This window comes from Lentzea atacamensis, from assembly GCF_003269295.1.
Lineage (GTDB): Bacteria > Actinomycetota > Actinomycetes > Mycobacteriales > Pseudonocardiaceae > Lentzea > Lentzea atacamensis.
Genome location: NZ_QLTT01000014.1, coordinates 134,670 through 148,253, shown reverse-complemented (window position 1 = coordinate 148,253; position 13,584 = coordinate 134,670). Strand labels below are relative to the sequence as shown.

The 13,584-nt window shown below is 71.1% G+C and carries 11 protein-coding genes; all 11 read left to right on the top strand.

Annotation, left to right across the window (positions count from 1 at the left end):
- Positions 1-735: 735 nt before the first annotated feature.
- The 11 genes from C8D87_RS42255 to C8D87_RS42205 all read left to right on the top strand — a co-directional run bounded on the left by C8D87_RS42255 (position 736) and on the right by C8D87_RS42205 (position 13,479).
- Entirely contained in the window at positions 736-1,830 is a 1,095-nt protein-coding gene (locus C8D87_RS42255) for a hypothetical protein (RefSeq protein ID WP_233442542.1), read from the top strand.
- The gene (locus C8D87_RS42250; RefSeq protein WP_112232041.1) at positions 1,827-2,123 is read left to right on the top strand and encodes a hypothetical protein; all 297 of its coding nucleotides are present in this window, start codon (positions 1,827-1,829) and stop codon (positions 2,121-2,123) included. The genes C8D87_RS42255 and C8D87_RS42250 overlap by 4 nt, the downstream gene beginning before the upstream one ends.
- Entirely contained in the window at positions 2,123-2,926 is an 804-nt protein-coding gene (locus C8D87_RS42245; protein WP_233442541.1) for a hypothetical protein, read from the top strand. Before C8D87_RS42250 ends, C8D87_RS42245 begins: the two co-directional genes overlap by 1 nt.
- 1 nt (position 2,927) lies before the next feature.
- Positions 2,928-4,337: a hypothetical protein gene (locus tag C8D87_RS46560; protein WP_112232039.1), complete on the top strand. Its 1,410-nt coding sequence runs from the start codon at positions 2,928-2,930 to the stop codon at positions 4,335-4,337.
- Positions 4,334-5,839, top strand: a complete 1,506-nt coding sequence (locus tag C8D87_RS42235; RefSeq protein ID WP_112232037.1) for an SCO6880 family protein — start codon at positions 4,334-4,336, stop codon at positions 5,837-5,839. Before C8D87_RS46560 ends, C8D87_RS42235 begins: the two co-directional genes overlap by 4 nt.
- Positions 5,836-7,362, top strand: a complete 1,527-nt coding sequence (locus C8D87_RS42230; protein ID WP_233442540.1) for an ATP-binding protein — start codon at positions 5,836-5,838, stop codon at positions 7,360-7,362. The genes C8D87_RS42235 and C8D87_RS42230 overlap by 4 nt, the downstream gene beginning before the upstream one ends.
- On the top strand, positions 7,355-8,413 hold the full coding sequence (locus C8D87_RS42225) for a hypothetical protein (RefSeq protein WP_146772059.1): 1,059 nt from the start codon (positions 7,355-7,357) through the stop codon (positions 8,411-8,413). Before C8D87_RS42230 ends, C8D87_RS42225 begins: the two co-directional genes overlap by 8 nt.
- 134 nt (positions 8,414-8,547) lie before the next feature.
- Positions 8,548-9,696, top strand: coding sequence for a C40 family peptidase (locus C8D87_RS42220; RefSeq protein ID WP_233442539.1), 1,149 nt, complete (start codon positions 8,548-8,550; stop codon positions 9,694-9,696).
- Positions 9,693-11,555: a type IV secretory system conjugative DNA transfer family protein gene (locus C8D87_RS42215; protein WP_112232033.1), complete on the top strand. Its 1,863-nt coding sequence runs from the start codon at positions 9,693-9,695 to the stop codon at positions 11,553-11,555. Before C8D87_RS42220 ends, C8D87_RS42215 begins: the two co-directional genes overlap by 4 nt.
- The gene (locus C8D87_RS42210; RefSeq protein WP_112232031.1) at positions 11,552-12,172 is read left to right on the top strand and encodes a hypothetical protein; all 621 of its coding nucleotides are present in this window, start codon (positions 11,552-11,554) and stop codon (positions 12,170-12,172) included. Before C8D87_RS42215 ends, C8D87_RS42210 begins: the two co-directional genes overlap by 4 nt.
- Before the next feature lie 38 nt (positions 12,173-12,210).
- Complete coding sequence (locus tag C8D87_RS42205) at positions 12,211-13,479, top strand: DUF1173 family protein (RefSeq protein ID WP_112232029.1); 1,269 nt, start codon at positions 12,211-12,213, stop codon at positions 13,477-13,479.
- Positions 13,480-13,584: the final 105 nt, after the last annotated feature.

Here is a 13,584-nt window from a genome sequence, read left to right as displayed (position 1 = left end):
CGGAGCGTGAAAGCTCGGCACGGGACGGCCGACAAGGCGGGTCGTGTGTGGGGACGACGGACCGGCTATGGGGGCCGGAAGGCCGACGAGGGCAGTGGTCAGCGTCTCGCTGGAGGGGGTTCAATGCGGTACCGAACAATCGAGGTGAGTGGTCGCAGCGCTGCGTTATGAAGTGCACGGCGACGTCACGTACAGGTCGGAATCTGGTATTTCTGAGCTGGTCGGGCGGCCGCTCGAGGCGTCACAGGCGTTTCCGCTGACACGCAGATGTTCGTCTTGAACAGCGCTTAACCTCATTCGCCGACAAACCTAGTGCGGGTTAACCGCCTACTTGGCGTGCATTCGTGCGCGGATTCAGCGAAAGCAGAGCCTGTTTCACGTCGCGCCGTTGCCGTTCGCCCGCGTTCCGCAGTGCCCCGATGGCGTTCCCCGCCATCGCTGTGGCGCTGCCGCCTGCCCTCAACACGGTTCCGGGCCAGGTCACACGCAGCAGAGGAGGAGACGCACATGGTCGCAACCAGCGGCGAACCGTTGGACCGCAACGGGTTACGCGGTGCCGCGGCCACGCTGCCGCCCAACTCTGCCACGCGACGCGATCTGTCGGCACGGTCCGGGGCGACGGACGGATCACCTGGCGACCGGCCAGGAACAGCACTGCCACCCACGCGGCCGACGCCCGTCGGCACCGGCTCCACGACACCGGTGAGCTCCACTCCGCCCCCAGGTGAGTCACCGATGCCACTCGCCGGGCCGGTCAGCACGCTGAGCGAACCCGAGGGCCTGCGGGCCTTCGAGGCCGAGCTCGCGCTGGCCGCCCGGCGATCGTGGCCGCAGCTTCCCGACGCAGATGTCGTCGCCGCCGTGGCGGCGGGAATGCTGGCCGAGGCCAGCGAGGATGCGGATGCCGCAGCGCGAGCCGCACACGAACTGGACCGCGACGACTCCGGCGGGCTCGGTGACGTCGCACGGGACACGGCCGGCCAGGTGGGTGCGGCCGCAGCCTGGATCCAGAGGCAAGGGCTGCCGCCCACGTTCACCAGCCCGGTCGACTGGGCCGGGTTCGGCACGGTGATCCCGATCCTGGCCGGCTCGCCTGGTGCCGGTGCCTCGGTGTTCGCCGCCGTGCTCGCGGACCTGCTGCAGATCGAGCGGCGCCGCGTGCTGATGGTGGACCTGGCTGACCCTGCCCGCTCCGGACTTTCCGCCGCCGCCCGCTCAGACGGGCCCTGGCTGACGCGGCCGCACCCGCAGGTGCACATCCGCTTCTCCTGGCGGGCTCAGGCGGTGCTCGCGCGGCTGCAAAGCGCCCTGCCGGTCATCGCACCGGGCATGGTGCCGCCGCCACGATTCTGGCTACCGCAGGGCCTGCAACCCGAGGTCACGGTCGTCGACCTCGGCCATGACGCGTGGCGCGTGACCGCGCACCCGCTGGCCGGCGCCGGCGCGTGGTTGCGCCGCGGCACCCCGCCGCCGCGGCCCGTCCTGGTAGTGCGGCCCAGCCGCCCCTCGTTGCTGCACGCCGAGCAGGTGCTCACCCGGCTCGACCACTGGGTCGCCGTCGCGGCGGTCAGCCCGGCCGCGCAGCTGGTGGTGATGGGCGCGAAGCGCTGGCCGGACGGGGTGGAAGGCGCCGCCGGCCGCCGCGTGGCGGCGTTGCTGCCGGACGCGGTGTTCGTGCCGCACGACTCCGATCTCGCTGCGGCCGGCGTCACCGCCGCGGTCACTCCGTCCCGGTTGCGGCAGGCGATCACGCCGCTGCTGCGCCGCTGGGGCCTTCTGCTGGACACCACCGGTCAGCGCAAGCGGCCGAGCCTGAGGGGGCGCTCATGATCGAACACGTCGACACCGTGATGGTGCTGGCCCAGCAGCTGCCGAATCCGAACCCGGCACCACCACCAGGCAGCGACAAGATCATTGAGGTCGTCAGCAACGTGAAGTGGGGCGCCTGGGTCGCCCTGCTGATTGGGTTCTTCGGCGGCCTGATCGTGTGGGCGGGCGGCCGCATAGTCGATCACCACCGCGCGGGCCGCATCGGCGTCGTGATGATGCTGTGCGCCATCGGGGGCGGCCTGCTGTACGGCATCGGCTACCAGGTCATCTCGTCCTTCGCGGGAATCAAGTGATGGCCACCCATCCGCCCGAGGAGCGGGCCCGCGCGCGAGCCCGGCTGCGGCTGACCACGGTCGTGGTCGTCGTGATCGTTGTGGTCGGTGCTGCAGCGGCGATCGTCGTCGCGCGCTACGTCACCACACCGCGGACGGCACCGGCGCCGCCGGCCACGTCCATCACCTCCAGCGCGACTGGGGCAGCGGGGGAGGAGAACGCGCTGGCCGCCCAGCCGATGCTGCAGCTGCCTGCCCAGGCCGCCCAGCCCCAGGCCATGACGACCACGACGGCCGGACCGGCTATCACCGTCCCGGCGCCGTCGAGCACAGCCGGCCGCTGGATCCCCGGCGGTTTTCCCGGCACCGCGGAGGGCGCGCTCGGGCAGCTCAAAGCCCTCAATGAGACGGCGTTGACCGCCGCCGATCCGCAGGTCTACGCCCGCGGCTACCGCGAGCTCGCCGAGCCCGGCGCCCCGGATCCCGGCTCGACCGGGCTGGCGGCGCTGCTGCGGTCGATGCGCTCGCGCGCCGGGCTGCCCGCCACCGGCTCCGTCGCCGGGCTGACCGCGACCTTCCAGATCACCCACGGCCAGATCAAGGGCACCGCCTCAGGCGGCCGCTACGCGGTGGTGTGCGTGCTCGGCCAGTTCTCCGTCGGCGTCAACGGCCAGGCCGTCGCCGCCGGAGTCGGGGACTGCCAGGCGATGCGCTGGAACGGCACCGAGTGGCGCATCGCCTCCGGCGCCCTGGCCGCGGCCGCGCCGTGCGCCTGGCCAGGCAGCGCGGACGCGGTGAAGGCCGGATACCGGGAGCTGAACTGAGATGTGGCCTTTCGACGACATCGGCGACGCCCTCGGCGGCCCGATCAAGGACATGATCGCCACGGGCTTCGAGGCGGCGATGCTGGGGATCTGGAAAGCCTCGCTGTTCATGCTGCAAGCCGCGTTCGGCCTGGCCGACCAGTTCTCCGTGTTCACCGTCGATACCCGCACCGGGCCGATCTCGGTGCTGTGGCCGATGATGCTGTGGGTCGGCGGGGTGCTGGCGCTGGGCTTGTTCTTCTGGCAGCTCACCCTCACCACCTTGCGCGGCGGCCGTGGCTTCCTGCGGCTGATCGGCGGGCCGGTGCAGTACGGCGTCGCGCTGGCGATCACCGTCGGAATCGTCGCGGCGTTCCTCGCCGCGGTCGACGGCCTCACCGAGGGCATCCTGAAGTGGGGCCTGAACGCTGGCAACTTCACCGACGCGCTCGACGCGACCGGTTTCCTCGACGCCGCCGGCGACGGCGTCAACGGTGTGGTGCTGGGCATCGCGGCGCTGATCGGGGTGATCCCGGCCTCGATCGGCTACGTGCTGGAGATGTTGTTCCGCGAGGCCGCCATGTACGTCCTGGTCGCCACCATCCCCATCAACGCCGCCGGGCTGCTCGCCGGGGCCACCGCGTCCTGGTTCTGGCGCACCTGCCGCTGGCTGGCGGTGTGCGGCGCGATGAAACCCGTGCTGGCCCTGGATCTGGTGCTGGGCATCGGGATCTCCGGCGGCTCGCAGGGACTGTCCGGGCTGCTCGCCGGAATCGGCGTCCTGATGATCTCGTTGTTCGCGCCGTTCGTGTTGTTCCGGTTGTTCGCCTTCATCGACCCGAGCACCGACGCCGGCGCGGCGTTCCGCGACACCTTGTCCAGCGTCGGCGTCGACTCCTACGGCGCGAACAACCCCGCGATGCTGGCGTCGCGCGGTCTCACCGGCGGTGGTGGCGGCGGTGGTGGCGGCGGTGGCGGTGACTCCTCAGCGATGGAGGACGCCACCACCAGCCGGTTCGACGAGGCCGAAGCCGAGTACGCCGAGGACGAGATGGACAAGACCGGCACCGGCCACTCCTCCCGCGGCGGCGCAGCGGACTCCGACCACGACGCGGACTCCGCTCCGGGCAGCGGCAGCTCGGGCAGCGGCAGCTCGGGCAGCTCCGGCGGGACGGATCCGGCGGACGGCGGTGCAGCTGGTGATCGGCCGTACGCCAACAGCGGCTCGGTCGTGTCCTCCAGCACCAGCACCGGCCCGTCGGGTGACTACGGCTCCGACGGTGACCACGGCGGGAGCGACTCCTCCGGACCGGGCAGCTCACCGTCCCCGCACGACGACGGAGGCGGCGGTGGCGGGCCGAAGAGCGGTGGCAGTGGCGGTGGTGGCGGGGGAGCGGCCGCCGGAGCGGAGGAAGCGGCGGTGGTCGTGTGAGCACGCCTCGGATCTATCGAGGGCTGGGCCGGCGCGAGCACGCGGGCTGGATTATGGGACTGACGCCGCTGCAGGCCTTGCTCTGCGTCGTGCTCGGGGCGCCGGTGCTGTGGGCGATCAGCGGTGGCCGGTTCGCCGACGCGGCGATCCTGCTGCTGGTCTGCGGCACGATCGCCGCGCTCGTCGTCGTGCCGGTCCGCGGCCGTCCCGCGATGCGGTGGCTGGCTCACCTGGTGCTCTACGAGGTCGGGATCATCACTGGCTGGTCGCGGTGGCAGTCCAAGGCCGCGGCCGGTGCGGCCGTGGATCCCGACGAGCCGGATCTGCCTGGCGTGCTGCAGCGCGTGTCCTTCCCGGACGGGCCACAGTTCCGTGATGTCGGCCGGGTGTGCCTGATCCACGACACCGCCGAGGGCCGGTGGGGTGCGGCCGCGCGCCTGACTCATTCCGGTGTCGGGATGCTGTCCGACGAGCAGTGCGAGCGGCTGGCCAACCGGCTGGGCAACTTGCTGCTGTCGTTGGGGCATCGGGAAGTCGTCGACCGGCTGAGCCTGGTCGTGCGCACCGTTCCTGACGACGGCAGCGAATATGAGGTCTGGCGTTCCGACCACGAGGTGCCCGACGCACCGGCCTTGGCGCGGCAGGCCAGCGCCGAGCTGGACCGGGTCATCGGCAACGTCAGCGTGCGGCACGAGCTGTTCGTCGTGGTGTCTGGACCGGAGGACAAGCTCCGCAAGCCCGCCGCTGCCGCTGGCGGCGGGGTCGCCGGTCGTGCGCTCGCGCTGTACCGCGTGCTCGACGGACTGGAGGACCCGCTCAAGGCTCTCGGTGCCCGCACCGTCGAATGGCTGGACGGGCCGGGCATGGCGGAGGCGTTGCGGACTGGCTTCAACCCGGCCGCGCGGGCCGCGCTGGCCACCGCGCACGAACGCGGCACCAGCGGCCGCGGCTTGGAGAAGGCCGTGGCCGGACCGGCCTTCGCGCCCTCGCCCGCCGCCCGCTCCTACACCCATGACGGGTTCACCACCGTGTCCTACGCGGTGCTGATGCCTGAGGCCGGCACGCTGTTCGGCAGCCTCGGGCCGCTGCTGGCCGTCCGCACCGCGGGGGAGCGCAGGTGTTTGGCGATCCACTACGAGGTCCTTGACGCCCGCCGCGCGCAGCGCGCCGTGCGCGGTAATCGGTTCCGCACTGGTGTGGTCACCGATTACAAGCGCCGCAAGGGTTTCAGCACCACGGCGATGGATGAGCGTGACGCCCAGGGCGCGGCCGCGCAGGAACGTGCGGTCGCCGCCGGCCACTCGGTGGTCCGGTTCGCGGTGGCCTCCTCGGTGACGGTGCCCAGCGGTTGGAACGTCGAGGACCACGCTGCCCGCCTGGAGAACGACGCGTCCGGCCGGTTCCGGCTGCTGCGGTTGGAGCTCGCGCAGGACGCCGCGTTCGTCGCCGCGGTGCTTCCGGTCGGGATCGGCCTGCCCCGCCAGCGCGGAGGCCTGCTGTGAGCCGTCGAGCAAGCCCGGAGCGCAGCGCGGCGCAGTTGCTCGGCGACTTCGGTGCGCTGCCCGACACCGCGCCGCGCGCACCTCGCCCGACGCGGGCCGGGCGGGAGCGGGTCAACCGGCCGATCGCGCCGCGCCGCGGGCGCGCGCGCCCCGGCGAGGGCTGGTCCCCGGTCGAGGCGCCGCTCGCTGTCTACCAGGCCGCCACGAGCGAGATCGGCGGGTTGTTCCCGCTGCTCGCGGCCAACGGCGTCCCCGCTGTCGGAGCGCGGATGGGTTACGACACCCTGTCCGGCGGGGCGTTCTACGCCCACCCGATCGAATGGGTCCTGCGGGGCCTGTCCACCAACCCCAACCTGGTCGTGTTCGGCGAGCCCGGCCGCGGTAAGTCGTCGACGATCGTGGCGTTCCTGCTGCGGATGATGTGCTTCGGATTCCGGGCGTTGATCGCCGGGGACGTCAAGGGCGAGTACAGCCCGCTGGTGCGGGCCTTGGGGATCACGCCGATCGCACTGGGCCGGGGCAGCCCGGCTCGGCTCAACGCCCTGGACCTCGGGCCGCTGCGCAGCCGCTGGGCTGGCTGGCCTGTGCACCGGCAGCGCGAGGAACTCGCCGGCGTGCTGGGCCGCTGGGTCAAGCTGCTGGTCGCCCTGGCCGAAGCGCAGGGCTACAGCCCCACCGTCACCGACGAAGCCGTGCTCTCGGCGGTGCTGCGCCGCCTGGTCGGCGTCGACGACGGCTACACCGAACTGCGCCCGGTCACCATCCCGGACGTGCAGCGCGAGCTCGCCGCGCCGGATGACGCGCTGTGGCAGGCCACCCGATTCGCCGACCGCCGCCAGTTCCTCGACCTCCTGCGCCCGATCACCGACGCGCTCGGCAACTTGATCGACGGGCCGCTGGCCGGGCTGTTCGACGAGCAGACCAACTTCACCCTCGACTGGGACGCACCCGTGCAGTCGATGGACCTGTCGCTGCTGCGCTCGCGCGGCGACCAGGCGATCGCCGTCGCGCTGACCTGTTTGGGCTCGTGGTCGAGCATGGCCACCGACCTGCAGTCCGACGGCGAGATCCGCATCGTGGTCCGCGACGAGATGTGGCGGCAGATGCGGTTGGGACTGCGCGCGGTGCAGACCGTCGACTCCGAACTCCGCCTGTCCCGCATCGAGAAGAACGTCCAGATCCTGGTCGGCCACAAGCCCAGCGACCTGATGTCGGTTGGCGCGGCCGGATCGCAGGAAGTGGCGATCGCCAAGGACTTGCTCGCGCTGTGCTCCACCCGCGTGCTGCTGGGCCAGTCCACCCGTGTCGCCGACGAGCTCGCCGAGGGTCTAGGCCTGTCCGAGCGCGAGCAGGACGTCATCACCGGCTGGGCGATGGAACGCCAAGGCCGGGCGCTGTGGAAGATCGAGAACACCCCCGGCTTCAAGGTCCAGACCGTGTTGTCGCGCACCGAGCGCAGGATCTTCGACACCAACGCCCAGCTGCGCTCATCAGCGATGCCGAAGGGCGATCACGATGACTGACCCATCAGGAACTTCGCAGTCAATCGCCGAGGCGTACGGCATCGCGCCGCTGGATGACGCCGTGGTCCGCGAGATCGCCGAGGCGGTGCTGCGCGCCGGCGGCACGGAGGTCCAGGAGGAGTTCGCGCGCAGAAGTGCGGCGACGTATCAGTACGACTCCGACTGGATCGCCGTCGAGAGCCGGATGCACCGGCGTGAGCACGAGGCCGTCAGAACCAAGGCACAGGAGCTCGATGTCGAGCCTGCCGCCTACTACTGGACGACCCCCAGAGCCATCGCGGAATGCACGGTGCGTTGCCTGGACGAGTGGCCAGAACTCAACGACGTCGCCTACAGCCGTCCCGGCGACGACGGGCTCTATCTCATGGACGAGGACTACCTCGCTGAGCAAGCACGCCAGGAAGCCGACACGGTGGTGTCCGACGTACTGGACGACGCCGGGTACTCCGAGGGGCTTGCTCCCTTGGAGTTCGACGATCTGCCACCGGAGTTCTCCCGCGAGGACCTGTGGAGCACTTCGGCTGTAGAGGTGCAGGTCGAAGCCACGCTCCAGCCTGGCCAGGCGCTCCAGATCAAAAACGGCGCGCTCCGCGCCGAGGAAGCGGTGCGCAACCCGGAGGCCGTGCGCGCTTACCAAAACAAGCTCAAGGAGGAACTCGGTCCGGACGTCCACTGGACACAACTCAACGACACCCACGAACGCGCACATGAGGCCTGGCACCAAGCCATCCGGGACAAGTCCGCCGAGCTCGGGGTCGGAGCTGGCGCCTACTTCCACTCCGACCCCGACGAGGTCGACAACTGCGACGCCACCTGTGCGACCAAGTGGCCGGAGGTCACCACCGTCGCCGCCGAGGATCACCCCTATGACCTGCACCTGACCCTGCACACATACCTTGAGCCCGACGGCCTCACGGTTGACGAACAGGAGTCCTCCCTCCAAGAACTGCCCACCAACCGGTACGCGGATGACGACGAGTGGCTGCGGTCCGTGCTGGAGGCCGAAGAGCAGGTCAGCGACTTGGACACCGGAATCGGGTCCGGATACTGATGCATCAGCGACCGCAGACCCAGACCGCACAACGGCGGCCACACCGGCTGACTGCCGCCATCGCGCCTCGGCACGCTCGACGCGCTCACGTCGACCCCGCGCCCGCACGTCCGCGGCAGGGCCGGTAGGTCGCGGTGGCAGCATCCGGAGGACTCTCAGCACCGGCGATCGGCGGGATCACCGCCGCCATCTACGTGGTCGTCGTGATCCCGGCGCTGCTGGCCGGCGTCATCCTGCTGTCCGCGACCAGCGCGCTCACCGCGGCCGCCTCATGCTCATCGTCCGGCTTCACCAGCGGATTCGGGCCTGGCGGGGTCTCCCAGCAGGTCGGGGACCACAAGTACACCGCCGAGCAGCTGACCAACGCCCAGACGATCGTCGGCGTGGCCGTCGGCCGCAAGCTGCCCAAGCGGGCCGCGGTGCTGGCGCTGGCCACCGCGATGGTCGAGTCCGAGCTGCGCAACCTCGACTACGGCGACCGCGACAGCCTCGGGTTGTTCCAGCAGCGTCCCAGCATGGGCTGGGGCAGCCCGGCGCAACTGCTCGATCCGGTCTACGCCGCGAACAAGTTCTACGACGCGCTGCTGGCATTGCCCGGTTGGTACTCCGAACCACCCGGCGGCGCCGAACAGAAGGTGCAGCGTTCTCAGTTCCCCGAGCGGTACGGCCCGCGTGAGCCAGCGGCTGCCGCGCTGACCGAGAAGTACTGGCAAGGCGCCGACAACCCGGTGCCCGCACCCTCCTCGGGCTCGGGCACCGGCCAGGCGCAGCAGGTCGACCTGGCCTTCGGCGGCTGCCCGGACAAGGGCGCCGGTGAGCTCGGCGCGCTCAACCCCGAGAAGCTGCCCGCCGACTTCGCGCTCCCGCAGCATCCGCAGCAGCGCGCAGCGGTGACCTACGTGCTGTCCAAGCTCGGCAAGCCCTACGTGTGGGGCGCGACCGGCCCGGACGCCTTCGACTGCTCCGGGCTCATGCAGACCGCGTGGGCGCAGGCCGGCGTGGAGATCTCCCGCACGACCTACACCCAGATGTACGACGGCGTCGCCGTCGGTTCCCTGTCCCAGGTCCAGCCCGGCGACCTGCTGCTCATCCCCGGCTCCACTGGTACCGCCGCCCGGCCCGGACACGTCGCCATGGCGATCGGGCACGGCTACGTCGTCGACGCCTACGACACCGCCCATGGCGTCATCCTCACCAAGCTGGAGTCCCGGGCGTCCGAGGTCGTCGCGATCCGCCGAGTTGTCGGCAGCGACGGACAACCCGGAGGTGACCCGAGAACATGAGGAACGGCTTGTCGCCTACCGGCGACCGGGACCTGGCGCTGATGGGCTTGATCGTCGCCGTGCTCGGCGCCCTCGCCGCAGCCGCCGCCACCCTGATGCTGGGCGCCGCGGTGAGCACCGCGCTGCTCGGCGGCCCCTGGCAACTTCCCCGCACCGACACGTGGCTGACCAGCGTCTACGGGGTTGTCGCGGATCCAGGACAACCTGGTGCCGGGCTGGGGGAGCCATGGGCGAGCACCCTGGCCGGCCACGCTGGCTGGTACTGGACCGTCACGGCCGTGCTCCTGGTCGCGGCCATCGGCCTCGTGCTGGCCACGGCGGTGCCCGCGTGGCGGCGTTTCGGTCCCTCGCAGGCCGGCCACGCCAGCCGCGAGGACATCCGCGAGGAGTTGTCGCTCGTGGCCGCCCGCCGCACCGCGGCGTGGACGCGGCCCGACCTGCCACGGGCTGTGGCTCAGCGGGCGCCGCTGGACGACGTCGCCGCGCCGCTGCACCGCAGTCCGCACGGCGCGCCGATGTGTACTCCACTGGAGAACCCGACGGGAACCTTGGCCCCGACTCAGTCCGGCAAAAGCCGCCGGGACCTGGCACACAAGGCGATCGCCGCACCGGGCGCCCTGCTGTGCTCGACCACGAAACCCGACCTGCTCGAATTCAGCGCGCTGCTGCGCGCCGAACGTTTTCCGGACGCACCGGTGAAGATCATCGACGTCACCGGCACGGTGCCGTGGCCGGCGAAGGCGCAGTGGTGGCCGATGCAAGGGTGCAGCGACATCCAGGTGGCCTACCGGCGTGCGAGCACGATGGTCGAGGCCGCCTCGGCCGGTCTGGCCGGGGTCGGTGGTAACGACAAGGTGTTCCGGGACCGGGCAAAAGTCGTGCTGCAGTCGTACTTCCTCGCGGCCGCGGTGCACCGCCGTGGGGTCGATGACCTGGTGCGGTGGGCGACGAGCAAGCCGGTCGACCAGGAACCGGTCCGGCTGCTCAGGGAGGCCGGCTTCGACGACTACGCGCGCAACCTGCGCTCCGAGATCGGCATGGTCGCCGAGACCTCCGACGCGGTGTGGCTGTCGGTGCGGCGGGTGATCGAGCCGTTCATGGACCCGGCGATCCGCGAGCTGTGCAGCCCGGCACCGGGCAACGACCTCGACGTGGAGGACTTCCTGGCCCGGCGCGGATCGCTGTATCTCATCGCGGGGCAGCATCAGGCCGCCCAAGCCGCACCGATTCTCACCGCGCTGGTCGAACAGTGGCTGACCACCGCCCAGGAGATGGCGCTGCACACGCCGCACCGGCGACTGGCCCCGCCCGCCACCGCGATCCTCGACGAGATCACCAACGCCACCCCCGTGCCGCAAGTCCCCGACATCGTCTCCGACTCCGCAGGACGCGGTGTGCTGATCCACTGGGGTGCCCAGACCGTGGCCGCGCTGGAAGACGCGTTCGGAACCCAGCGCACTCGCCAGCTGCTGGACAACACCACGACCTTGAGCGTGTGGGGCGGGATCAAGGACCGCACCACGCTGGAGTGGGTGTCGTTGCTGTCCGGGCACCATGAGCGGCGCCGCTACCAGGAGCAGAGCGACGGGCTGTTCGGTCACGCCCGCACCTCGACAGGCCTGGAAACGGTGCCCACCTACCGTCCGGGCGACGTGCGCCGCGTGCGGCGCGGCCGCGTCCTGGTGATCCACCGGCACCTCGCCCCGATCCTCGCCCGCACCATCGACGTGCGCCAACGCCCCGACTGGAAGGTCATCCGCGAGCACGTCCGGGCGGTGCGCGCCGGGCAGATCCCGATCGGACCCGACGGCCTCGCCCACGCGCCGACCGTCGGCCAGATCGGACGGTTCGCGGCATGAGCGCCCCCGCCGACCCCGGGGACCCCGCCGACTCCGCGGGCGCCGCACCACCAGGAGACCGGGACGCCCAGATCACGGCGTTGACCGGCCTCGTCGAGACGCTCGTGCGCAAGCTGCGCCGCGTCGAAGGCAAGGTCAACGAGCTGACCGCGAAGCCTCCGGCGCCCGCCGAGGACGAGGAGGACGATCCGGCCGCGCCCGCCGCGTGGGTGTGGTTCACCCCGCCCGCGGCCGCCGAGAACGACCCCGATGGCGAGGAAGACCCGCGGTTCACCGTCGATAACTTCGCGGCTTGGTACAACGTCACGTTCGTCGGCGTCGATGGAAGCCGCGCACGCCCGATTCCACCGTGCTGGCGCCAGCATCCCGGCCTCGCGATGGAGATCGCGGTGCTCGCCTACAGCTGGCGCGCGGCCAACATCGGCCCGAACGCGTCCGAACGTGACGCCCAGCAGTGGCTGCACCAGTGGCGGCCCGGCTTCGCCGACCGGCTCACCCGCGACTGGGTTCACTCCGACTGCCTCGACGGGGATCACCGCGACGGCGGGGCCGCCGCCCGCGCGGACCGATTCGAACTGGCCGACCAGCTCGCATCCGAGGCATCGTCGGAGACGTAGATCGCGGCACCCGCTGCCCTGACAACCTGGAGCCGCCTATGAAACCCCGCTCCCGCCTCGTCCCCACAACCCCGGCCGAGGGCACAGTGGACGCTGCGGACAGGGCGCAGGACAAAGGCCGCGTCCAGCTGGCCGACCGGGTCGTCGCTGCGGCGGCGGTGAAACAGCACCCCGACCGATACACCACCCTGTTCGCGCGGGCACGCAGCGAGGTCGGTCACGCGATCTGCTTGTGCCGCAACGACAAAGTGGTGCGCCTGGTGATCCGCTGCCGGTCCGGGCGCTACCACCTGGCGAACTGGCCGGCGGAAGGACACCAGCACATCCCCGGCTGCCCGTGGTACCGCAGCCACTCCTCGGTGTCCGGTCGCAGTGCCTACGCCGAGGCCATCACCACCATCGAGGACGGCACCGCGATTCGCCTGTCCGCGCCGCTGACCGTGCGCGGTGCGTCCGCTTCTCCGTCCACGACAACCGGCCCGGCCGATGCGGCCGCTGGAACATCGCGGCGGGCACTGGGACCGCTCGCGCTGCTGCACTACCTGTGGGAGTGCGCGCAGCTCAACACCTGGCACCCCCAGGTGGAGCGCAGGACGTGGCGAACCTGTCAGGCGCTGCTGGACGAGCAGGTCCGCGACTGTCAGGTCAACAAGGTACCGCTGGCGGACGCGCTGTGGATCGTGCCCGCGTTCCGGCCCGAGCACGCCGACCGCATCAACGCCGCCTGGGACCGATTCCTCGCCGGGTTGACCGCCACCAGCCGCGCGCGCCGCCGGGGCCTGGTCCTCGGCGAGCTGCGCGCCGCGACGCCGACCGACTACAGCGTGCGGCTGAGCCTGGCCCACCAGAAGGCGCCGTTGTACGCCACTCCACAGCTGATGGACCGGGTCCGACGGTCCTATCCGAGCGTGTTCAGCGAGCACACCGGTCAGTCCTTGCGGCCACGAGTGGTGCTGTGCCTCATCGAACGCAGCCCCGGCGGGTACGCCAAGGTCGTCGACCTGGCCGCCATGCTGACCACCCAGACGTACCTGCCGGTTGACTCGAGCTACGAAGCGGACATGGCGGACTCGCTCGTGTCCGCCGGTCGCGCGTTCGTCAAGCCGCTGCGCTACGACGGCGACGGCGTGTTTCCCGACTTCGTCCTGGTCGACGACGAGCCGGAGACCTACGTCGAGGTCTGGGGTGTGCGCGGCCGTGAAAGCTACGAGACCCGCAGGCGCGCCAAGCAGAACTTCTACCGCGATACCGGACGCGCGCTGCTTGAGTGGGACGTGAATGACCCGCTTCCCGAGCTCGCACGATGAAGGCGTTGCGGCACCGACCCGCCCAGCCGACCGCGTTCGCCAGCCAGCTGGACTCTGCGCGAACGCTCGGCGAGTTCATCGCGGGAAACCGATTGGCAACGCAAT

Excerpts from the sequence above, each read along its gene's own strand:
- C8D87_RS42225 (WP_146772059.1), top strand. The coding sequence starts at position 7,355 with ATGACTGACCCATCAGGAACTTCGCAGTCAATCGCCGAGGCGTACGGC.
- C8D87_RS46560 (WP_112232039.1), top strand. The coding sequence starts at position 2,928 with ATGTGGCCTTTCGACGACATCGGCGACGCCCTCGGCGGCCCGATCAAG.
- C8D87_RS42245 (WP_233442541.1), top strand. The coding sequence starts at position 2,123 with ATGGCCACCCATCCGCCCGAGGAGCGGGCCCGCGCGCGAGCCCGGCTG.
- C8D87_RS42215 (WP_112232033.1), top strand. The coding sequence starts at position 9,693 with ATGAGGAACGGCTTGTCGCCTACCGGCGACCGGGACCTGGCGCTGATG.
- C8D87_RS42210 (WP_112232031.1), top strand. The coding sequence starts at position 11,552 with ATGAGCGCCCCCGCCGACCCCGGGGACCCCGCCGACTCCGCGGGCGCC.
- C8D87_RS42250 (WP_112232041.1), top strand. The coding sequence starts at position 1,827 with ATGATCGAACACGTCGACACCGTGATGGTGCTGGCCCAGCAGCTGCCG.
- C8D87_RS42255 (WP_233442542.1), top strand. The coding sequence starts at position 736 with ATGCCACTCGCCGGGCCGGTCAGCACGCTGAGCGAACCCGAGGGCCTG.
- C8D87_RS42205 (WP_112232029.1), top strand. The coding sequence starts at position 12,211 with ATGAAACCCCGCTCCCGCCTCGTCCCCACAACCCCGGCCGAGGGCACA.